At 52.5% G+C, this 21,656-nt stretch carries 21 protein-coding genes; 13 read left to right on the top strand and 8 right to left on the bottom strand.

The genetic code is table 11. The features are described 5' to 3' along the window. Positions 1 to 70: 70 nt before the first annotated feature. The 4 genes from serS to AC0VXT_RS09980 all read left to right on the top strand — a co-directional run bounded on the left by serS (position 71) and on the right by AC0VXT_RS09980 (position 3,930). Entirely contained in the window at positions 71 to 1,348 is a 1,278-nt protein-coding gene (serS, locus tag AC0VXT_RS09995; RefSeq protein WP_475548477.1) for a serine--tRNA ligase, read from the top strand. Positions 1,349 to 1,359: 11 nt separating this feature from the next. Next, positions 1,360 to 2,127 (top strand): 5'/3'-nucleotidase SurE, encoded by a 768-nt coding sequence (gene surE / locus AC0VXT_RS09990; RefSeq protein ID WP_475548476.1) that lies wholly within the window; start codon positions 1,360 to 1,362, stop codon positions 2,125 to 2,127. Then, positions 2,124 to 2,777 (top strand): protein-L-isoaspartate(D-aspartate) O-methyltransferase, encoded by a 654-nt coding sequence (locus tag AC0VXT_RS09985; protein WP_475548475.1) that lies wholly within the window; start codon positions 2,124 to 2,126, stop codon positions 2,775 to 2,777. Before surE ends, AC0VXT_RS09985 begins: the two co-directional genes overlap by 4 nt. A gap of 97 nt (positions 2,778 to 2,874) precedes the next feature. Continuing rightward, entirely contained in the window at positions 2,875 to 3,930 is a 1,056-nt protein-coding gene (locus tag AC0VXT_RS09980; RefSeq protein WP_475548474.1) for a peptidoglycan DD-metalloendopeptidase family protein, read from the top strand. A gap of 57 nt (positions 3,931 to 3,987) precedes the next feature. Here AC0VXT_RS09980 and AC0VXT_RS09975 read toward each other — a convergent pair whose 3' ends face one another. After that, positions 3,988 to 4,851 carry an ATP-binding protein gene (locus AC0VXT_RS09975; protein ID WP_475548473.1) on the bottom strand — a complete coding sequence of 288 codons (864 nt, stop codon included), beginning with the start codon at positions 4,849 to 4,851 and terminating at the stop codon, positions 3,988 to 3,990. 235 nt (positions 4,852 to 5,086) lie between these two features. On the opposite strand from AC0VXT_RS09975, the gene yajC reads away from it, so the two are divergent. The 5 genes from yajC to AC0VXT_RS09950 all read left to right on the top strand — a co-directional run bounded on the left by yajC (position 5,087) and on the right by AC0VXT_RS09950 (position 9,613). Further along, the gene (gene yajC, locus AC0VXT_RS09970; protein WP_417823742.1) at positions 5,087 to 5,467 is read left to right on the top strand and encodes a preprotein translocase subunit YajC; all 381 of its coding nucleotides are present in this window, start codon (positions 5,087 to 5,089) and stop codon (positions 5,465 to 5,467) included. A 142-nt stretch (positions 5,468 to 5,609) separates the two neighbouring features. Further along, positions 5,610 to 7,184, top strand: coding sequence for a protein translocase subunit SecD (secD, locus tag AC0VXT_RS09965; protein WP_475548472.1), 1,575 nt, complete (start codon positions 5,610 to 5,612; stop codon positions 7,182 to 7,184). A 19-nt stretch (positions 7,185 to 7,203) separates the two neighbouring features. Then, a complete protein-coding gene (secF, locus tag AC0VXT_RS09960) occupies positions 7,204 to 8,133 on the top strand; it encodes a protein translocase subunit SecF (protein ID WP_475548471.1) in 930 nt (309 codons plus the stop codon). A 136-nt stretch (positions 8,134 to 8,269) separates the two neighbouring features. Continuing rightward, entirely contained in the window at positions 8,270 to 9,181 is a 912-nt protein-coding gene (locus AC0VXT_RS09955; protein WP_475548470.1) for a DMT family transporter, read from the top strand. A gap of 51 nt (positions 9,182 to 9,232) precedes the next feature. Continuing rightward, the gene (locus tag AC0VXT_RS09950) at positions 9,233 to 9,613 is read left to right on the top strand and encodes an Mth938-like domain-containing protein (protein WP_475548469.1); all 381 of its coding nucleotides are present in this window, start codon (positions 9,233 to 9,235) and stop codon (positions 9,611 to 9,613) included. Here the strand turns inward: AC0VXT_RS09950 and AC0VXT_RS09945 are convergent. Next, a complete protein-coding gene (locus tag AC0VXT_RS09945) occupies positions 9,610 to 10,515 on the bottom strand; it encodes a hypothetical protein (protein WP_475548468.1) in 906 nt (301 codons plus the stop codon). The two genes, AC0VXT_RS09950 and AC0VXT_RS09945, sit on opposite strands and share 4 nt — an antisense overlap. Beyond that, entirely contained in the window at positions 10,490 to 10,969 is a 480-nt protein-coding gene (locus tag AC0VXT_RS09940) for an NAD(P)-binding protein (protein WP_475548467.1), read from the bottom strand. Before AC0VXT_RS09940 ends, AC0VXT_RS09945 begins: the two co-directional genes overlap by 26 nt. 110 nt (positions 10,970 to 11,079) lie before the next feature. Between AC0VXT_RS09940 and AC0VXT_RS09935 the strand changes: the two genes are divergently transcribed. From AC0VXT_RS09935 to AC0VXT_RS09925, 3 genes are all read left to right on the top strand, one after another. Further along, positions 11,080 to 12,252 (top strand): mechanosensitive ion channel family protein, encoded by a 1,173-nt coding sequence (locus AC0VXT_RS09935; protein WP_475548466.1) that lies wholly within the window; start codon positions 11,080 to 11,082, stop codon positions 12,250 to 12,252. Positions 12,253 to 12,257: 5 nt separating this feature from the next. Further along, on the top strand, positions 12,258 to 13,103 hold the full coding sequence (locus AC0VXT_RS09930) for a phytoene/squalene synthase family protein (protein WP_475548465.1): 846 nt from the start codon (positions 12,258 to 12,260) through the stop codon (positions 13,101 to 13,103). 148 nt (positions 13,104 to 13,251) lie between these two features. Beyond that, positions 13,252 to 13,824 carry a hypothetical protein gene (locus AC0VXT_RS09925; RefSeq protein WP_417823735.1) on the top strand — a complete coding sequence of 191 codons (573 nt, stop codon included), beginning with the start codon at positions 13,252 to 13,254 and terminating at the stop codon, positions 13,822 to 13,824. 59 nt (positions 13,825 to 13,883) lie between these two features. On the opposite strand, the gene trmFO is transcribed toward AC0VXT_RS09925, so the two are convergent. Next, the gene (trmFO, locus tag AC0VXT_RS09920) at positions 13,884 to 15,230 is read right to left on the bottom strand and encodes a methylenetetrahydrofolate--tRNA-(uracil(54)-C(5))-methyltransferase (FADH(2)-oxidizing) TrmFO (protein ID WP_475548464.1); all 1,347 of its coding nucleotides are present in this window, start codon (positions 15,228 to 15,230) and stop codon (positions 13,884 to 13,886) included. Between the two features lie 197 nt (positions 15,231 to 15,427). Here trmFO and AC0VXT_RS09915 point away from each other — a divergent pair, with 197 nt between their 5' ends. Continuing rightward, positions 15,428 to 16,402 (top strand): hypothetical protein, encoded by a 975-nt coding sequence (locus AC0VXT_RS09915; RefSeq protein WP_475548463.1) that lies wholly within the window; start codon positions 15,428 to 15,430, stop codon positions 16,400 to 16,402. Between the two features lie 42 nt (positions 16,403 to 16,444). On the opposite strand, the gene uvrA is transcribed toward AC0VXT_RS09915, so the two are convergent. The 4 genes from uvrA to AC0VXT_RS09895 all read right to left on the bottom strand — a co-directional run bounded on the left by uvrA (position 16,445) and on the right by AC0VXT_RS09895 (position 21,638). Continuing rightward, on the bottom strand, positions 16,445 to 19,273 hold the full coding sequence (gene uvrA, locus AC0VXT_RS09910; RefSeq protein ID WP_475548462.1) for an excinuclease ABC subunit UvrA: 2,829 nt from the start codon (positions 19,271 to 19,273) through the stop codon (positions 16,445 to 16,447). Between the two features lie 196 nt (positions 19,274 to 19,469). Next, complete coding sequence (locus tag AC0VXT_RS09905) at positions 19,470 to 20,060, bottom strand: class II fructose-bisphosphate aldolase (RefSeq protein ID WP_475548461.1); 591 nt, start codon at positions 20,058 to 20,060, stop codon at positions 19,470 to 19,472. A gap of 31 nt (positions 20,061 to 20,091) precedes the next feature. Continuing rightward, complete coding sequence (locus AC0VXT_RS09900) at positions 20,092 to 20,550, bottom strand: class II fructose-bisphosphate aldolase (protein ID WP_475548460.1); 459 nt, start codon at positions 20,548 to 20,550, stop codon at positions 20,092 to 20,094. 20 nt (positions 20,551 to 20,570) lie between these two features. Continuing rightward, positions 20,571 to 21,638, bottom strand: coding sequence for a Gfo/Idh/MocA family protein (locus tag AC0VXT_RS09895; RefSeq protein WP_475548459.1), 1,068 nt, complete (start codon positions 21,636 to 21,638; stop codon positions 20,571 to 20,573). Between the last annotated feature and the right edge of the window lie 18 nt (positions 21,639 to 21,656).

Here is a 21,656-nt window from a genome sequence, read left to right as displayed (position 1 = left end):
TGATGGGGTGGACCTTGTGTCCACCCCATCGTATAAAGCCACAAATAATTGACTGACAGGGTGCTGTTCGATGCACGACATTAAATGGATTCGGGACAACCCCGAGGCTTTCGACGCGGCGATGGCCGTACGCAAGCAGGAAATTACTGCGAAACGTCTGATGGATATCGACGTTGAGCGTCGCAAACTGATGACAGAACATCAGGAAATGCTGGCACGCCGCAAAACGATTTCCGGTGAAATCGGCAAGCTTCGTAAAAATGGCGAAGATGCTGACGAGTTGATGGCCGAAATGGGCACGCTCAAGGACAAGATCAAGGATGCGGAAGACGGTCAAGCCAGCCTGAACGAGCAGCTTGATCTTCTGCTGTCATCGTTTGCCAACATTCTTGACCCTGAAGTGCCAGTCGGTGACGACGAGGACGATAATGTCGAGGTCAACCGTTGGGGGGAACCGGCGACGTTCGATTTCACGCCAATCGAACATTTCGAAATCGGCGAAAAGCTTGGCATGATGGACTTTGAAACCGCAGCCAAGCTGTCGGGTTCGCGGTTTGTCATCCTGCGCGGCGGGTTGGCCAAACTTGAACGTGCGTTGTCGCAGTTCATGATTGATTTGCACACCACTGAACATGGGTATGAAGAAACCATCACCCCGATGCTGGTGCGTGATAATGCCATGTTTGGCACGGGGCAATTGCCGAAGTTTGCCGAGGATTCGTTTAAGACCACCAATGATTACTGGCTGATCCCGACGTCCGAGGTCACCCTGACCAATCAGGTTGCCGGCGATATCATTGAGCAGGCAAAGCTTCCGTTGCGCTTTACCGCATTGACGCAGTGTTTCCGGTCAGAAGCCGGTTCGGCCGGGCGCGATACCCGGGGCATGATCCGCCAACACCAGTTTTCCAAAGTGGAAATGGTGTCGGTGGTTGAGGCGGAAAAATCCGACGAGGAACTTACCCGTAAAACACGTTGTGCCGAGACGGTTCTTGAACGTCTTGGTCTACCGTATCGTACGGTTATCCTGTGCACGGGTGATATCGGGTTCTCGGCCTGCAAGACCTATGACATTGAAGTCTGGTTGCCAGGCCAGGGTAAGTACCGCGAGATTTCGTCTTGCTCGAACACCCGTGATTTCCAGGCCCGTCGCATGAATGCGCGGTATCGCGCGGCAGGCGACAAAAAAACCAATTTCGTTCATACCCTGAACGGGTCGGGACTTGCTGTTGGCCGCTGCCTGATCGCGGTCATGGAAAACTATCAGCAGGCAGATGGCTCTATCCGTGTTCCGGATGCGCTGAAACCCTATATGGGCGGACTTGAGGTTATCTCACCGCGCGGTTAAGGCATCACGGTATGATTGATCTATCGAACGCACGTATCCTGATCAGCAATGATGACGGCATTGACGCGCCGGGGATCAAGCTGCTTGAACGCTTGGCGCGTGAATTTTCCGATGATGTGTGGGGTATTGCACCGTTAACGGAACAAAGTGGTGCAGGGCATTCATTGACCCTGCGCCGCCCGCTTCGCATTCACAAACGTGATGAACGCCACTACGCGGTTGATGGCACCCCAACGGACTGCATCCTTTTAGGGTTGCAGCAGGTTATGCGCGATACACCGCCGGACATTATTCTGTCGGGCATTAACCGGGGTGGAAACCTTGGCGAGGATGTGACCTATTCCGGGACGGTTGCTGCTGCGATGGAGGCAACGCTTCTTAATGTGCCCGCAATTGCGTTTTCGCAGTATTTTTCCGGTGACATGATCAATTGGACGGTTGCCGAAAAATACCTTTATGACGTAACAAAAACATTGGTGAAGACAGCCTGGCCAAAGGGTGTTTTGATCAATGTGAACTTCCCCGAGCACGAGGCGGACGGCGGTGCGCGTGTGCGGATTTCCAAGCAGGGGCAGCGTAAAATCGGCGATCACATTGCCGAACGCCATGATCCGCGTGGGGAGCCTTATTACTGGATTGGTGCAATCCTGTCGGAACTTCCCGAAGATCCAAATGCAGACTTGCGGGTGATCGAACAAGGCGATATCTCGGTAACACCGATCAGTCTTGACTTTACCCACTACGAAACGCACGAAAAATTGACGAAAGCATTTCCGTGAACGAGCCGGTCATTACCCGTGAAACAGAAATAGCCAATCTGCTTGAGGCGCTTCGTCATGATGGCATTCATGACGAGACTGTCTTGCGGGCATTGGCCGATGTCCCGCGCGAGACATTTGTTGCTGACCCCTTTGTTGAGCGTGCGTGGGAAAATGTCGCCTTGCCCATCAGTAAGGGACAAACCATTTCCCAGCCCTATATCGTCGCACTCATGACGCAGGCACTTGAGATTAATGATCGTATGAAGGTTCTTGAGGTCGGAACGGGGTCTGGGTATCAGGCGGCGATTTTGGCCAAACTTGCACGCCGGGTTTATACCCTTGAACGGCACAAGCCGCTTTTGCGCGAGGCGGAGGAAAAATTCCGCGAGCTTGGCCTGCATACGATTTCGACTTTGCATGGCGATGGCGGGCTTGGCTGGAAAGCGCAAGCGCCGTTTGACCGGATCATTGTGACCGCAGCAGCACAGGATGTGCCGCCGGTTCTGGTTGATCAGCTTGCGGTTGGCGGGATTATGGTTGTTCCCGTTGGCGAGGTATCGCATACGCAGTTGCTGTTGCGTGTGTTAAGGACGCCAAGCGGTGTTGAGGTTACTGAACTGATGCCAGTCCGTTTTGTGCCGATGTTGCCTGGCACGGAAGAATTCTAGACTTTCTGTCAAAACACACCCCGAATTTACAGTAAAATTTTCCAAATGCGGTCGGTGCTTACTGATTGTTAACCGCTGATCATGGACACTAGGTCCCATGATGGAAAATTGTGTCACACAGGCTGTCCAACGTGGGAAAAGTCTGCTGCTTGTCTGTATGACAACTGCGGCCCTGAGCGGCTGTTTGCTGAACTCTGTTCCTGTGCCGGTCGTGTATGGCGATGGCGCAAGCTATAGCCCGTATAGCATGCCGAAACTCAAAAACGGCGAACGCGTCGTTACCGTTGAACCCGGTGACACGGTTTCGCAGATCGCGGCACGTTACAGCACAGACTTTCGTCGGTTTACGTCGCGCAATGATTTGCGTGAACCCTATGTGATCTACCCGGGGCAGCGCTTGGTGTTGCCGCCGTGGCAATCGGATTATGACAGCATGCCCCCGACCGCTATTGCGTCATCCAAACCCAGTGCGCCAACAAAAACGGTGACCATTGGTGGTAAGCGACAGGTGGTTAATGTTCCGACCAAAAGTACGCCGTCCTCAAGTGCGGCTTCACGGCCAGAAACCGTCGTTGCCCGTGTGGCGCCAACAGGGGGCGGAAGTATCCCGACACCCGGCATAAAACCACGGGACTATGCCGCAGCCGCCGAACAGGAATTCGCCACAACGCGCAGCTGGCAATCAGATCGGAAGTCGACTCCCGAGGCCGGGCAGGGCAGCAATGTTCGCAAAGATGTTGTTCTGGCCGAGCCAACAGGCCGAAAAGGCTTCATCTGGCCGGTTCAGGGCAAAGTTGTTTTGAAATACGGTGCGGGCAATGGCGGCTTGTTTAACGACGGCATCAATATTCAGGCCAACCGCGGGACGCCAATTACAGCAGCGGAAAACGGTGTTGTGACTTATGTCGGCAATGAGTTGCGCGGGTTTGGTAACCTGATCCTGATCAAGCACGCCGATAACTATGTGACGGCCTATGCCCATACGGAAAACCCCATGGTGGCACGTGGTGATGTTGTGACCCGTGGCCAACACATTTCAAGTGTCGGGTCAACCGGGGCTGTGACCTTCCCGCAATTGCACTTTGAAATACGACGTGGACGGGAATCATCTGACCCGATGAAATTTTTACCAAGTGTTATGGTATCACGATAAAAAACACCCGGTGTGAAACCGGGTGTTTTTGTCTGATGATTTGATAAGCGTTTGAAATCAGTCGATTGATTTTCCAAGTTCACCCGCAATTTCCTGAATAAATTGCCATGCGACACGGCCCGACCGGCTGCCGCGCGTGACGGTCCATTCCTTCGCACGGGCATGGAGTTCTTCGGTGGGAATGTCGAGGTTGAATTCCTTGGCGTAGCCTTCGATGATTTCGAAATAGATATCCTGGGAAATATTGTGGAAGCCAAGCCACAGACCAAACCGGTCGGACAGGGAGACCTTTTCTTCGACGGCTTCTGACGGGTTGATTGCGGTTGATCGTTCATTTTCGATCATGTCGCGGGCCATCAAATGGCGACGGTTTGATGTCGCGTAAAAGATGACGTTTTTTGGCCGCCCTTCAACACCGCCTTCGAGTACGGCCTTGAGCGACTTATAGCTTTCATCATGTAAGTCAAACGAAAGGTCGTCACAGAACAGCACGGTTTTGCGACCACTTTCCTGAAGGATATGCAGGAGAATAGGCAGACTCGGGATGTCTTCGCGGTGAATTTCCACCAGTGCCAGCGCACCTGGGCTTTCGGCATTTATTTTGGCGTGCATTGCTTTGACGATGGAGCTTTTACCGGTGCCGCGAGCGCCCCACAAAAGGGCATTATTCGCAGGCAAACCATAGGTGAACCGCTTGGTGTTATTATACAGAATCTCTTTTTGTTGGCCGATGCCTTGCAATAGATCGATATCAATGCGGTTGACGTTGCGAACCGGCTGAAGATAGCTGTTTTCGGCCTGCCAGACGAAGGCATCTGCGGCACTTAAGTCGTTTTGGGTGCGTGCAGGTGGGGCCATGCGTTCAAGTGCGGACGCAATTCGTTCAAGGGTTGGCAATAATTTGTCGAAATCTGTGGTCATTGAGGCCTCTTGGATGTTTCTTGTTCTTGGTGACGGTGGTTTATGGCGCGAAAGCTAGCATACCCGTGGCGTAAAGGAATAGGATGTTGACGCCAGAAAGGCGAGAACGCTGGTGAACAAGACCACATAAATGGTGATTTAACCCGGAAAAATCCGGTTCTTCCTTGCTTTGACGTTTGACACCGTTATATTCCGGCAGTTGATATATTTTGTCCTGAGGGATTAGGAGTTACTAATGTTTATTTCGACTGCTTTTGCGCAGACCGCAGGTGGTTCTGATGGTGCTGGCGCACTTATGCAATTTGCACCGCTGATCCTTATTTTTGTTGTTTTCTATTTCCTGCTTATTCGTCCGCAGCAGAAAAAGCAGAAAGAACATAAAGCAATGCTCGGGGCGATCCGCCGTGGCGATAAAATCGTTACCGCAGGTGGTCTTATTGGCTCCGTTGCAAAAGTTATTGGTGACGACGAGCTGTCGGTTGAGATTGCCGATGGTGTAAAAGTCAAAGTCGCACGCGGCATGGTTTCGACGGTTTTGTCGAAAACTGAACCGGCCAAGGGCGACGCCAAAGAAGAAAAAGACGAAAAAGACGAAGAAGAGACCAAAAAAGACTAATCTCTTCGAGCAAAGCAAGGCGGAGCATCTGGCTCCGCCTTCTTGCATTTTACCGGTGGCCTGAGCGGTACAAAATACCCGTTGTTCCAAGGACCTTGGAACCAGACCAAGGTTGATCCAGACAAATCCGGTCAAAGAACACATGCTTTATTTTACAAAATGGAAAGCAGCACTGGTTCTTTTGGTGTGTGCTTTGGGTGTGGTTTACGCCGCACCGAACTTCTTGCCTAAGGACGTTCTTCCGACAGAGTCGAGCCTTCTGCCGAGCAAACAGGTCAATCTTGGCCTCGATCTGCGCGGCGGGTCACACATGTTGCTGGAGGTTGATACCGACAGCGTTGTGCGTGAACGCTATGATGCATTGGCAGATTCTATTCGATCAGAATTACGTCAGGCACAGATCCGTAACCGTCCGCGCGAAGCGACTTTGCAGGGTGCGGAAGTTACCGTTCTCAAAGCCGAGGATGCCGAGAAGGCCCGCGAGCTGGTGCGTAATATCGAACCCAATACCGTCATGAGCGGCGAGGGGAACAATATCATTGTTTCCTATAACGAAGTTGCGATGAAGGAATTGATCGATCGGGCGCTTAGCCAGTCGGTTGAGGTGGTACGCCGTCGTGTTGACGAACTTGGCACAACCGAGCCGTCCATTCAGCGTCAGGGTGCAAACCGCATCGTGGTGCAGGTTCCCGGCCTTGATGACCCATCGCGTTTGCGTGCGATCCTTGGTCGTACGGCAAAGATGAACTTCCATCTGGTCAATGGCCAGAAAACGGCTGCTGATGCGCGCTCCAGCGGTTTGCCGCCCGGGACCATGATCCTTCCGTCTGCGGACGAAGGGGATAAGGCCGCAGGCATTCGGGAATATCTGATTGATCGCCGTATTGTTGTGTCGGGTGACAACCTTGTTGATTCCCAACCAACCTTTAACGAAGGTCGTCCTGTGGTTTCGTTCCGCTTTGATGCGGCCGGCGGCGCACGGTTTGGTGACGTCACCAGCAAAAGTGCCGGACGCAGCCTTGCGATTGTTCTTGATGGTGAAGTGATTTCAGCCCCGCGGATCAATGAACCGATCCTTGGTGGCAGCGGTATCATTACCGGTCAGTTCAGTGTGCAGGAAGCAAATGACCTGGCACTGCTGCTGCGCGCGGGTGCATTGCCTGCACCGATGCAAATCCTTGAAGAACGCTCGGTTGGTCCGGGGCTTGGTCAGGACTCTGTCGAGGCAGGTGAAATCGCCGCGGTTCTCGGTCTGGTGTTTGTTATCGCGTTTATGGTCATCAGCTATGGCCGGTTTGGCATTTATGCCGATATCGCGCTTATGATGAACCTGATCCTTGTGCTGGCGGTGATGTCTGTGCTTCAGGCGACGTTGACGTTGCCCGGGATTGCGGGGATCGTCTTGACGGTTGGTATGGCGGTTGACGCCAATGTGCTGATCTTTGAGCGTATCCGTGAAGAACGGCGTAACGGGCGGACGATCATTAATGCGATCGATGCCGGGTATCGCAGTGCGATGTCAACCATTTTGGATGCCAACATCACCACGCTGATTGCGGCACTGGTGTTGTTCAGCTTCGGCTCTGGCCCGATCAAGGGCTTTGCCGTAACGCTGGCAATTGGCATCATCACATCCATGTTCTCGGCGATTTGGCTGACCCGACTGCTGATTGCAGTCTGGATCAAGCGTCGTCGTCCGAACGAGCTGGTACTTTGAGGAAGGGAACAGGGAAGATATGAAACCTTTGCATCTTATCCCGGATGACGTGAACGTCCCGTTCCTCAAATTCCGGAAGATCTTTTACATTGTGTCCTTGGTGATGGTACTGGCCTCTGTTGGCCTGTTCTTCACCAAGGGTCTTAACTTCGGCATTGATTTCCGCGGCGGTATTCTTGTGGAAATCAAAACGGACGGTCCGGCAAATATCGGCGCATTGCGTGATAATCTTGGCAGTCTTGGTCTTGGTGATGTGTCTATTCAGGAATTCGGCGAACCCGATGACGTCCTGATTCAGTTGCAGCGTCAGGATGGGGACGAAAAAGCCCAGATGACCGCCTTGGCCCAGGTGACTGACGCCCTTGGCGACAGTGTCACCATTCGCCGAAGCGAACTTGTCGGCCCGAAGGTCGGTGACGAGCTTAAGGAAGCCGGTATTTATTCGGTCGTGATCTCTCTTTTGCTGATCATGGTCTATATCTGGTTCCGGTTCGAATGGCAGTTTGCAGTGGCATCCGTCGTCGCACTTTTGCACGACGTTCTGATCACAATTGGCTTCTTTGTCATTACCGGTGTTCAGTTTGACCTTGCGACTTTGGCCGCCATTCTGACGGTCGCCGGGTATTCGATTAACGATACGGTTGTTGTGTTTGACCGCATTCGTGAATATCTGCGCAAGTTCCGCAAAATGGAACTCACGGACCTTTTGGATCTGTCGATCAATTCGACCCTGTCGCGTACGACAATGACGTCATTTACCACATTGCTGGCCTTGATTGCGTTGTTTGCATTTGGCGGGGAAGCGATACGTGGCTTCACCATGGCGCTGATCTTTGGCATCGTTGTCGGCACATATTCATCGATTTGCGTCGCGTCGCCGTTGCTGGTTGTTTTGCGCCTTAAGCGTAAAATTCCAGAAGGCGAAGAAGGGCAGGAAGCCAACGCCTGATCAACCACAGTTGATCGATAGACGTTTACAGAAAGGCCGGGTTTGTGCGACAACAAACCCGGCCTTTCTTTTGGTCTGTTCCTAACGAGTGTCTTCTAAAGCTCGGTAAAAATCCTTCAAAAACAGGCTGCTGCACATGACGCCCCACGCAGATGCGCGCAACGTTCATCGCGCCAATTTGATCGGTAGCCTTTGGATGATGGCGGCCATGGTGGCGTTTTCCTTTGAAGATGCGTTTGTTAAAGCGGTCTCGGAAACGCATCCGGTTGGGCAGGTTCTTATTGTCTTTGGTCTTGGCGGAACGCTTCTGTTTGCGGTTATCGCGCGGATCCAGAAGAAAAGTCTGCTGAACCCTGACGTTCTGTCCCGCGCCATGGGGATACGCGTCGTGTTTGAAGTTATTGGCCGGTTGTTTTACGTGCTCGCATTGGCACTGACCCCGCTTTCCTCGACCACGGCCATTCTTCAGGCGACACCTATTATCGTAGTTCTTGGTGCAGCTATTCTGTTTGGCGAAAAGGTCGGCTGGCGGAGGTGGGTCGCAATCCTGATTGGTTTGATCGGTGTTTTAATTATTCTGCGTCCGACCACCGACAGCTTTTCGGCTTTGTCGTTACTGGCGGTGATTGGAACAATCGGTTTTGCCGGACGGGATCTGGCAAGCCGTGCTGCCCCAGTATCACTCAGCACATCTCTTCTGGGTTTTTATGGATTCGTTGCCATCATTCTGGCCGGTGTGTTGTTTTCGATTTGGGATGGGAAAGCGTTCACCTGGTTTGATGGGAAAAGTCTTTTCTATTTCCTGGGCGCTGTGCTCATGGGGGCATTTGCCTATAGCGCCTTAATGAAGGCAATGCGCAGCGGCGATGTGTCCGCAGTTACGCCGTTTAGATATACGCGGCTTTTGTTTGGTATTGCTTTGGGGATGACCCTGTTTGGGGAAGAACCCGACATGATGATGATGATCGGATGTGGTATCGTCGTTCTATCGGGATTGTTCATTCTGTGGCGCGGAAAAGTTACGGCGCAACCGGTTGCCCCACACTGATATGTACCTAAATCCAGAGAAAATTTATCGAACGACGAAAAGAGGGCCGGTATGGCTACTGAACTAAATCCGATGGTCGCCGAAGGCAGTAAAATGGTTACCAGTTATGGTGACGGTCTGTTTCGTTTTGGCGAAGATTCTGTTGCCGGATCAATCCTGATGTTTCCTGAAGCGGTCTACTCTTGGAATGTGACATCGGTTGATGACATTACGGTAGACTCGTTTGCCCGCGTTATTGATGCTGCCGATACTGTTGAAATCCTTCTGCTGGGCATGGGGAACCGCTTAACCCGCGTTCCAATGGAATGGCGCCGTGCTCTTAAAGAACATGGCATCGTCATTGAACCGATGGATACCGGTGCTGCGTGCCGGACCTATAATGTTCTTCTGTCTGAAGGACGTCGTGTTGCTGCGGCAATTATCGCCATTTAAACGGTGAAAAATGTTTGTAGTTGACGGCGGACTTGTTTGACGCTGGCAAAAACGGCGGCGGGGCCGGGGGGATATTCGGCGGGAAACGAGTCCCCACATAGAAACAGATTCTTCCACGGGGGCTGCAGCCGAAAGCGCAAAGCCGCCAAGCCGGGTGTGAGTTCGGGAAACGGAGCTTCTGCGTCCACAAAACTGAACTTCGGGCAGCCCCGATTATTGGTGTTTTCCGATCGCGCACTAAGGTCGAGGTTTAAATACTGGTCACAAAGCCAGATGCACCTTTGCCAAATACGGTGGGCAAATTGATCCGCCGTGCCATCAGATGGCAGATGAACATTGCTGCCTAGGCTGACCTGAATATGGCGACGGTTGCAGTAAATCGCCCGAACAAGATCGTCAGACGTAAACAGGCAGCGTGGTTCGGCAAATGGCCGGCGCATTTCAAATGCCATTGTCTGGCGACGGGCCGGAGCCGGGGCAAAGCCGATGTCGGGAACCGTGTCACATAGTTGCTTTGGATGAAGCGCAAGCACGACCGCATCATCAGGTTTGAGAACGATCTGAGTATCTTCGCCAAACAGCAAATCCGTTGCGTATTCCGATGTACTGTCGATGTCGCCAAGTGGCGCCCACGCCGCGACACTACCACCCGCACTGACAAACCGGTCGCGCAGGGTTGGTAGCGCAATGTCATTTAGGATGATCGGGTCAATGGCTGAAAAAACCGGTTCATGATTTTTGGAAAACAGAGATTTTACCCGTGGCAACATAACCCGACCAAGCAGGGCATTCGAGCACCGGTGTGCTGGCATTGAAAACAGAACTTCGGCCAAAACCGCCAAACCGTCCCGGTGGTAAGTACCCGGATTTCGGCGGTCATCGTCGGAATCTACTGCCAGCATGGCCCATGCCTTTGGGTAATTCAACGCGACTGTCTTCACTGGCGTAACGTTTTTGCCAAAGACCAAAAGCCGTGATAGCACGCATCAGTGGGCCGCTCCGCCGGTTGACCAAGGCATGTGCCAGGCCCTCGTCAAGGGTAACGATAGCAGGTTTGCGTCGACCGCGTTTCAGGCCAAGGACACCATGTGCCGGTCTGACAAGTTTTCCCGGAATTTCAGGGAAGCGGGCAAAGAAATCTGCGACGAGCCCTTCGGGATCGTAAAATATTTCCGGTTCAGAAACCTTGTGGCTTTCAGGAGATGTTTGCATGCCGCGCGTCCAGCGGCTTTCAAACGGTTCTGCCTGATCGTAAAGGGTAACGTCAACACCATCTTCTGCCATCAGTGTTGCAAGGGCGGAACCGGCTAAGCCGCCGCCAATCACGTGTAGTCGGCCAGATGTCAATGATGCCATATGCCTGTGCCATTTTAATTGTTATACAAAGGCCTTCTAGGTGCAGGTCGCTGCTTTTGCGCGCAAGGCCTATCGTCAATAAACATTAACAGTAGAACGCTTTAGAAGTCATGGATGAAATTTCGACAGAACTCGACAGCCTGAATACCGAAGTCATTGGCCAACTGAATAATTGGGTCGATATGATTGGTGGCGGTGACATCGGAAGATGGATTGGTGCGCTTGTTGTCCTGATTGTGTTTTTCATCCTCAAACGGGTTTTAGCCGCTGCTATTCTGGGGGGCATGCGCCGATTGGCGCATCAGAACAAGCAAAGCACGGTTGCGAATGTACTTGATGCTTTTGCGTTGCCGCTTCAGGCCCTCGTGATGATTGTCGGCATTTATTTTGCCATTGAGCTGCTTGATCTTTCCTTGAAAATCGAAACGGTGCTGTTTGATGCCACCAGCCTTGCAGCAGGCTTTAGCGTGTTCTGGGCGATGTTTCGCGCGGTCGAGCCGCTTGGACTGTCGTTTAACCGCCTGATTGGCCGGTTTGGTGCCGGGTTGGGCGATGATTTAAGGCAGTTCTTTATCCGTGGCATTAAAACCCTGATTGTCGTAATCGGGATTGTCATTTTGCTCGAAGGGTGGGGCATTGATGTTTCGGCGTTTCTCGGTGGTCTTGGCCTTGCGGGGATGGCTGTTGCATTGGCGGCAAAGGATTCTGTTGCCAACGTTTTCGGTGGCCTGACGATTTTTGCCGATAACCTTTACAAACGGGGTGACTGGGTCGAAACCCCGCATTTTGAAGGCACCATCGAAGTTGTCGGCCTACGTGCCACAAAGGTCCGGACCTTTGCCAAGGCACTTGTCACCATGCCAAATGCGCAAATCGTCGACTCACCGGTGATTAACTGGTCGCGCATGACGCATCGGCGTATCAAGATGTCGATTGGCCTAGAGTACCGGACCACTGCAAAGCAGATGGAAGCCATTGTTGATCAGTTACGTGACTTTCTGAAAAATGATGAAGACGTTGCTCAAACGGCAGTCGCACAGATGGTGCATTTGTCTGATTTTGCGGCAAGTTCGATAAATATTGATCTGTACTATTTCACCACCACGACCGATTGGGTGACGTGGCGTGAAATTCGTAACCGTCATATCATTGCATTCAAGCGGATTGTCGAAGATGCGGGGGCCGGATTTGCATTCCCGTCGCAGTCGCTGTATGTCGAAACCATGCCAGAAAATCCTTCAAACAGCAGCGACGATCAGCGCGAAACGCGTAAGATCGGATGAAGACGATGACAGATACGCCGAAATTGCCTTACTGCGCGGACTATGTTCGGCGCCACGACCGGGATCGCTTTCTATGTGCGCTTTTCGCAAGCCCCGACAAGCGTGACGACCTTTTCACGCTGTATGCGTTTAATCAGGAAGTGTCGAAAACCCGCGAAATGGTTAGCGAAGTGATGCTGGGGCACATTCGCGTGCAATGGTGGCATGATGCCCTTTCTGATCTGGCAGAAGGCACCGTGCGCAAGCATGAGGTGATCGAGCCACTGGCAGAGCTGGTCAAATCTGGTGATTTGTCTGTTGAGGATCTTGGCGCATTGGTGACGGCCCGCGAATTTGATCTTGAAGATCGTCAGCCGGAAAATCAGGTCGAGCTTGATCGCTATATCGATCAGACATCTGGTCACCTTTCTGTGCTTGCTGCCCGTTTGCTCGGTGCCAAAGGGGCAGATGCTGAACATGCCGCCCGGCTGGCCGGAAATGCATATGGTCTTGTCGGTATCATGCGCGCAATTGTTTTTCACGGTCGCGCAAAACGCTTGTATCTACCCAAAGATCAGATGGAACTCCATAACGTTGCCCAAGGAGATATTTTCGAGTTCCGTAAAAAGGATGAGGTCAAAACCTTTATCCGTGCGCTGGCTGGACTTGCGCGTCAACGGATCAAGGATGCCCGTTCTGCCCGCAAAGCATTGCCCAAAAGTGCCCTGGCCGTAGGGCTGCCGGTTGTGCTGGCCGACGGGTATCTTCGCAAGTTGGCACAAGCCGGGTATGATCCGTTTTCTGCGGAGTTCGGGCTAGCTCGTCCGGCAAGTTTGCGCCTGACATTGAACGGAATGCTCAAGCGATACTGAATTAATTTCGCGGTGTTGCTGGATATTGCGAAAATGTCATCTAAATTAAGCAAAAGAATAAGGTAGTTCTGATCTGGCCGTGCTAGCGTTAAAAACGCTTTGATAACAGGGCGCAAAGGCGGCTTGATCCTATTAGGCGAGGACCCGAATGGCACATAAGAACATCGGCAAAAGATATCAGTGGTTTGTTAGTTTGTTGATGCTGAGCTGGCTTTTTTTGCCAATTTCGGCGCAGGCCGCAAGCATTGAGCCGTTTTTGGGTGAGTATCATGGTGAAACCATTGAACACGCCGAAGGGGAATTGCAGGCCCGTGATCTTGATGTCAAAATCGTCAAAGCAGACCGCGGTTTTATCGTCGATTGGACCACAGTAATTCACAAATCTGACGGTCGCGAAAAGACCGCTTCACTGAATATCGAATTCTATGGCACGGATCGACCAGACATCTACGGAAGCGCCATGCGGTCCGGTTTGTTTGGTAAACGGGTTCCCAATGATCCACTTAAGGGGGAACCGTTCTTTTGGGCGCGGATTGTTGATCGTACACTGACGATCCATGCGCTTTATATCACCGATGACGGTGGGTATGAGATGCAGGTCTATGAACGCAAACTTGATGATGATGGCAATATGGAATTGATCTTCAAGCGCTTCCGAAATGGAGAGCCGATCCGCGATGTTACCGGAAAGCTCCTGCGTCAGGAAAAAAAGGGCTATTGATCAAAGGGCTGCGGCCCAATCAAAAAGCCGCTTCGGATGAAGCGGCTTTTGTCGTTTTATCAGGCAGCGGTGATTTCCGATAACCATGCGTCAAACAGCGGGATGGCGCGATCTGAATAAAGCTTTTTACGATCCTGCCCCTTAACGCGCTTGGTCAATTCAAGGTCAGGGAACAGGCCGAAATTGACATTCATGGGTTGGAACGTACTTTCATCCGCACCGCCTGTGATGTGGTTGAGCAATGCACCCATCGCGGTTGCAAGCGGCGGGGTGGGAAGTGTTTTTCCGCTTTTTTCTGCGGCGGTGAACCGACCAACCATCAACCCGACAGCCGCACTTTCAACGTAGCCTTCGCAGCCGGTGATTTGACCGGCAAACCGCACATCAGGACGTGATTTAAGGCGCAGGTTGCCATCCAGAAGACGCGGTGAATTCAGAAACGTGTTGCGGTGAATGCCGCCAAGACGGGCAAATTCAGCCTTTTCCAGCCCCGGAATGGTGCGCAGGACATCGGCCTGTGCGCCATATTTCAGTTTGGTCTGGAAACCAACCATATTGTAAAGCGTACCAAGGGCATTATCCTGACGCAGCTGAACAATGGCGCGTGGCTTGTTGGTTGGATCATGCGGGTTGGTCAGGCCAACCGGCTTCATCGGGCCATGACGCAGGGTTTCGCGGCCACGTTCGGCCATGACCTCAATCGGAAGGCAGCCATCAAAATAGGGTGTGTCTTTTTCCCATTCCTTAAACTCGGTTTTATCACCTTCGATCAGGGCATCGATGAAGGCGTTATATTCGGCCTCATTCATCGGGCAATTAATGTAGTCCTTGCCGTCGCCCTTGTCATAGCGCGACTGGAACCATGCCTTGTCGAAATCAATACTTTCCTTATAGACAATCGGCGCAATCGCATCAAAGAAGGCAAGGCTTTCTTCGCCGGTTTCGGTCCGAATGGCTTCTGCAAGCGGGCCCGAGGTCAGCGGGCCGGTAGCAATGATGGTGTGTTCCCATTCCACGGGCGGCAGGCCATCGATCTCGCCACGTTCCAAGCTGATCAAGGGATGGTTTTCCAGTGCAGCCGTCACTGCGGCAGAAAAACCCTCGCGGTCAACGGCAAGCGCACCACCGGCGGGAACCTTGTGTTCATCGGCACAGCGCATGATGATCGACCCAGCACGGCGCATTTCATCATGGATCAGGCCAACCGCGTTGTATTCCTTGTCATCGGACCGGAACGAGTTCGAACAAACCAGTTCGGCGCATTTGTCCGTATGGTGGGCATCGGTTGGGCGCACCGGGCGCATTTCATGAAGGATGACGGGCACACCAGCCTCGGCCAGTTGCCAGGCGGCTTCACTGCCGGCCAGACCGGCACCAATAATATGAACAGGTTTGACCGTACTCACGTGTGCGAACTCCTCGCGAAGAATGTGTTTTAAAACCTGGCACACACATAGCGGTGCAAAGGGGCAGATTTCAAGTCAATTACGTAACCGTGGTGCCGGTTTCATGCATGTGGATATGAATTTTTCACAATGCCACATCAGGCGCGTCATACAGGACAGAGCCGTTCTATCCCGAAACAGGCGAAAATGGCAGACATATGAGCTACCCGCATCATCCCTATGGATATGAACCGACCCATTGTCCGGTCATCGGTCTGGTGCCCAGTCGCCGTTGGCGTCGTGACCTCGACTGTCCTGACGTCCCAGATAAGAGCACGTCACCTGATGCCAGCCCCAAGCCATTGGTCATCGGCCATCATATCGGATTTCCCTTTGCCAGTTCCGGCGATGGTGCGTTTGCAACAGCAGATATCGACGCCATGATTGAATATATCATCACCACCCGTCAGGGATGGCGTGCGTCGCTGGTTATGCGATCTTTTTTGCGTTGGTGGCGGGAAAATGACGCGTTTGCCGATATTCCCGAAGAACGGAAACTGTCGGATGCCATGATCATGTTGCTGGCCCTTAATCAGGGACGGGAAGGGTTTGTGCAAGGGTATTTGCATGACCTGCAGAGTGATAGCCGTCGTCCTGTACCGAAAGCGCAACCTAATCCGGTCGAAGCAGCTTTTTATCGCAGTCTTCGGATTGCCGCCATCGCATTGGCGCTGTCGCCAATTTTTCTTGTGTTCGCCGTTTTGCTGTTTGTTCAGGTCGATACCCTGATCAGCGGCAGTTCGGGCAAGATATTTGGCTTTAGCTATGACCTGTTGTTCTTTGTTGGCAGTTTTGGCGCGATTGGGGCGCTTACCAGCATGATGATGCGGCTTGGCAAGGATGTGAAATGGAATGAGATGGAACCAGCCTCGGTGTTCTTTAATTTCCTGTTCCGGCCCTGCATGGGGTTCTGCTTTGCGCTTCTGGTTTTGTTGGCACTACGGGCAGGGATATTGCCGATCCCACTTGATCAGTTGCACAATCTTGATGATCTTGACCAGATTGGCAATTCAGCCGCCGCCGGACAGCAAATCTCGATTGTCTTGGTGTTTGCGTTTTTGTCGGGATTTAGCGAGCGGCTCAGCACCGCACTGGTCAAGCGTGTTGAAGACCGGGTTGCCCGTACAGACTGATCACAGCAAAACGGGGCAGTGATATTCTGCCCCGTTTTGGTTCTACTTAAGCCCCAGATGGCGCTTCAAATAATGTCCGGTATAGCTTTTCTTATTGGCCATGATGTCTTCGGGCGTCCCGCATCCGACAAGCTTCCCGCCGCCATCACCACCCTCAGGCCCAATATCAATGATCCAGTCAGCAGTCTTGATGACATCAAGATTATGCTCAATCACAACAACTGTGTTGCCTTGATCGACAATGGTATGGAGCACTTCAAGAAGCTTGCGAATGTCATGGAAATGAAGCCCGGTTGTGGGTTCATCAAGAATGTAAATCGTACGACCCGTCGCACGCTTTGACAGTTCCTTGGCCAGTTTGACACGCTGTGCTTCACCGCCCGACAGGGTGGTCGCCTGTTGACCCAGATGGATGTAGGAAAGACCGACCTGTTTTAAGGTTTCCATCTTGTCGCGGATCGATGGTACGGCCTTAAAGAAATCCGCACCTTCTTCAACGGTCATGTCAAGAACATCAGATATCGACTTGCCTTTAAACGATATATCGAGTGTTTCACGATTATATCGTTTGCCTTTGCACTGATCACATTCGACATAAACGTCGGGGAGGAAGTGCATTTCAATCTTGATAACACCATCGCCCTGACAGGCTTCGCAGCGACCGCCTTTGACGTTAAACGAAAAACGTCCCGGTTTGTAACCGCGCGTTTTGGCTTCGGGCAGTTGGGCAAACCATTCACGGATCGGCGTGAAGGCACCGGTGTAGGTCACCGGGTTGGATCGCGGTGTTCGGCCAATCGGGCTTTGATCGATATCGATGATTTTATCGATATGCTCAATGCCGGTGATGCTGTCATGGGCGCCGGGATGATTGCGCGCATTGTGCATCCGCTTTGCCAGCGCCTTATAGAGCGTCTCAATCACAAGGCTTGATTTGCCACCACCTGAAACACCGGTAACACAGATGAATTTTCCCAATGGGAATTCGGCATCGACACCTTGCAGATTGTTGGCTGTGGCGCCTTTGATCGCAATCGATTTGCCATTGCCTTTGCGGCGTTCCTTTGGCACGGCAATCTGTTCGGTCCCGACGAGGTATTTGCCTGTCAGACTTTCGGGGTTTTGCTGAATTTGTTCAGGAGTGCCTTCGGCAACGATGCGTCCGCCGTGAATACCCGCGCCCGGCCCCATATCGACCACATAGTCCGCCGCACGAATAGCATCTTCGTCATGTTCGACGACCAGAACCGTATTGCCAAGATCCCGCAGGCGTTTAAGCGTTTCAAGCAAACGGTCATTGTCGCGTTGATGAAGGCCGATAGACGGTTCATCAAGCACGTAAAGAACCCCGGTCAGACCCGAACCGATTTGCGATGCCAGTCGGATACGCTGGCTTTCACCGCCCGAAAGGGTGCCCGATGTCCGTGACATCGACAGATAATCCAGACCGACATCACGCAGGAAACGCAGGCGATCATTGATTTCTCGCAAGATTCTGCGCGCAATCTCGGTTTCCTTGGGATTCAGTTTGTCTTCAAGGGCCAGGAACCAATCGGCCGCCTTGGCGATTGAAAGGTCTGTGATGCGCGAGATTTCAGCCCCATCGACCTTAACAGCCAAGGCTTCGGGTTTGAGACGCTGCCCGTTACAGGTCGGGCAGTTTGACACCATCTGGTATTTGGAAAGCTCGTCACGGGCCCACTGGCTGTCGGTTTCGCGCCAACGACGCGACATGTTTGGAATGACGCCTTCAAACGGGCGTGAAACCTTATAGCTGCGCGATCCATCGTCATAGGTCACGGTGACGTCTTCGTCGCCAGAGCCAAACAGGATGGTGTCCTGTGCGGTTTTGGGCAGCTTTTCCCACGCAACGTTGGTTTTAAAACCAAAATGCTTGGCGACAGATTTCAGGGTTTGCAGATAATATTTCGATGTTGAGCTGGCCCACGGTGCAACCGCGCCATCATCAAGCGTTTTGCTTTCATCGGGCACCACCAGCATCGGATCGAATTCCATCTGGGTGCCAAGACCGTCACAGGCCGGGCAGGCGCCAAACGGATTGTTGAATGAGAACAGACGTGGTTCGATTTCCTCGATCGTGAAGCCAGAAACCGGGCAGGCGAACTTGGCGGAGAATACCGTGGTGTCGCCCGTTTTGGCGTCTTCGGCAAGGACAATGCCATCGGTCAGTTCAAGGGCGGTTTCAAAACTGTCGGCAAGGCGCGTTCCGATGCTGTCCTTGACGATCAGACGATCAACAACAACAGAAATATCGTGTTTGAGTTTCTTGTTGAGGTCTGGCGCGTCATCAATGTCATACATTTCACCATCGATTTTGACGCGCTGAAAACCGCGTGACCGTAAATCACGCAGTTCTTTTTTGTATTCACCCTTGCGGCCACGCACGATGGGGGCCAGCAGATACAGACGTGTGCCTTCTTCCATCTCGAGCACGCGGTTGACCATCTGCGATACGGTCTGACTGACAATCGGCAATCCGGTAGCCGGTGAATAGGGGATGCCAACGCGCGCCCAGAGAAGACGCATATAGTCATAAATCTCTGTAACAGTACCAACGGTCGAGCGCGGATTACGCGACGTTGTTTTCTGCTCAATCGAAATCGCCGGTGACAGGCCGTCGATGTATTCGACATCGGGCTTTTGCATCAGTTCAAGAAACTGCCGCGCATAAGCCGACAGGCTTTCGACATAGCGACGCTGGCCTTCGGCATAGATTGTATCGAATGCCAGCGAACTTTTACCCGATCCTGACAGGCCGGTAATCACAACCAAAGCGTCACGGGGCAGTTCTACGTCAATGTTCTGCAGATTGTGTTCTTTCGCACCGCGAACCGAAATTTTCGTCAGCATGTCGGGCCTTTTGTTCCTGAATTGTTCGGAAAGTGTATAGAGGAGGCAACCTGTATACGCAAGCATGCCCCTGACAGTTCCTGTCAGTATTTGTCAGGAGAGATCTTTTTCGCAACCAAGGTCGACATGGATGCATGAAAAAGCCCGCCGAACAAGTCCGGCGGGCTTCACAAATCTTTTGACCGTTTCAGGCGGACTAGCCTTTGGTCACCGAACGACCGATCGCACCAAGATCCTTGAAGGCTTCTTCGAGGCGCGCAGCCATCGAAAGTTCAGCTTCGCGGATCCAGACACGCGGATCATATTGTTTTTTGTAGGGTTTGTCGGTTTCAGGATCGACCTGATATTTAAAGGCGCGATCGTTTGCTTCGACATACTCACCAACCGGACGGGCATAAGCGAACTGAGTGTCGGTATCGATGTTCATTTTGAAAACACCATAGCCAACGGCTTCTTCGATTTTCGCTTTTTCCGAACCCGAACCACCGTGGAACACGAAGTCCAACGGGCTATCGCCAAGACCATGCTTCTCGGCGACGAATTTCTGGCTTTCGAGAAGGATTTCAGGGCGCAGTTTGACGTTGCCCGGCTTGTAGACGCCGTGCACGTTGCCAAATGCTGCTGCGACCGAGAAATGGCCGAGCGGTGACAGGCGACGATAGGCTTCTTCGACTTCTTCGGGACGGGTGTAAAGACGCGGATCAATTTCCTCGATCGAGGTATCGAGTTCATGGCCGATCCCGTCTTCTTCGCCACCCGTGACGCCCAGTTCGATTTCTAGGCTCATTTCGATGGCGGACATACGCTTGAGGAAGGTTTCACAGGTTGAACAGATTGTCTTCGAGTGGTTCTTCGGAAAGATCAAGCATGTGCGAGCTGTAAAGCGCTTTGCCTTCTTCGGCATAGGCCTTTTCGCTCCATTTCAGCATTTCATCGACCCATGGCACGAACTTGCGGTTCGCGTGATCGGTATGCAGGACAACCGCAACACCATAATACTCAGCCAGAAGCTGTGCATGGCGTGCGGCTGAAACGGCGCCCACAACGCGGGCAGCCGCAGCGTCCTTGATGCCCTTGCCGGCAAAGAACTGTGCACCACCATTCGAAAGCTGAATGATAATGTCAGAACCGGCATTTGCAGCGGCCTCAAGGGCGGCATTCATCGTGCTTGACGATGTGATATTGACAGCGGGTAAGGCATAACCATCCTGCTTACAAGCAGCGACAAGGTCACGATAGGCAGCACCGGTAACAACACCGGGTTTAACGGAAGGCATGTGGGTACTCCTCCTGGGGGTCAGAGTAAAACAGGTGCCCCCATCCGAACCGACTGGTCCGCAGCAAGGGCAATCCGCAAAGAGCCCAATGCATCTTCCATATGCTGCGTAAGGTCAAGATTTTCCGTTATAGACTTTAGGAAAAATTGCTGTTCACGCAGACACAGGCCGTCATGATCGGGCTCGTCATCAGTTTTGATGATCTCGTCCAATTGTGTAAATTCTCCGGCACTGTTTGTGGCAGCATGGTGAAGTTTCAGCGCATTTGTCTTGGTGTGGGTATCAATATCGGCTGAACCAGCGCCTTTTTCTTCGACATCGGTGATGGAAACGCTGCCCTTTGGCCCGATCACGTCTTTCACAAAAAAGGCGGTTTCGCTGATCATCGGGCCCCATCCGGCTTCGTACCAGCCGATGGATCCATCATCAAAGCGGACCTGAAGTTGGCCATAGTTATACATGTCTGGTGCGACGTCTTCGGAAAGGCGCACGCCCATGGCATTGACCGACACCGGCTTGGCCGCCGTCATCAGGCACATCATATCAAGGTAATGAACCCCGCAATCGACAATCGGTGACACGCTGTTGAGCAACCGTTTATGGGTTTCCCAAAAGGCACCGCTGCTTTGCTGATTGAGGTTCATGCGCATAACAAGTGGTTTGCCGAGCGTCTTGGCGATTTCAACAAACTTTTCCCAAGACGGGTGATGGCGCAGGATATAGCCAATCACCAGTTTACGATCATGTTTCTTGGCTGCGGCAACAACCCGTTCGGCGTCCCCCACTGTGGCGGCAAGTGGCTTTTCGATAAACACATGCGCACCGGCCTCAAAGGCGGCGACGGCAAAGTCAGCATGGGTTTCTGTATAGGTGTTGATCGACACGGCATCGGGTTTGGTTTGCGCCAATGCGGTATAAAAATCGGTAAACTGCGGGTAAGCGGCAAACCCATCTGGCAGCTTTTCCGCAGGAATGTTTGACCGGGCACAAATGCCAACGATTTCGTATCCATCAAGCGCATGATAGGCCTTCGCGTGCGACAGGCCCATATTGCCAAGACCGATAACCAGAATACGAACGGGCTTCATTTTGTGCCTCCTTAAAAC

The sequence above is a fragment of the Thalassospira sp. Z349TD_5 genome (assembly GCF_056173045.1).
Note: the sequence above shows the minus strand (reverse complement) of the source record. Positions and strands in the feature narration are given on the sequence as shown.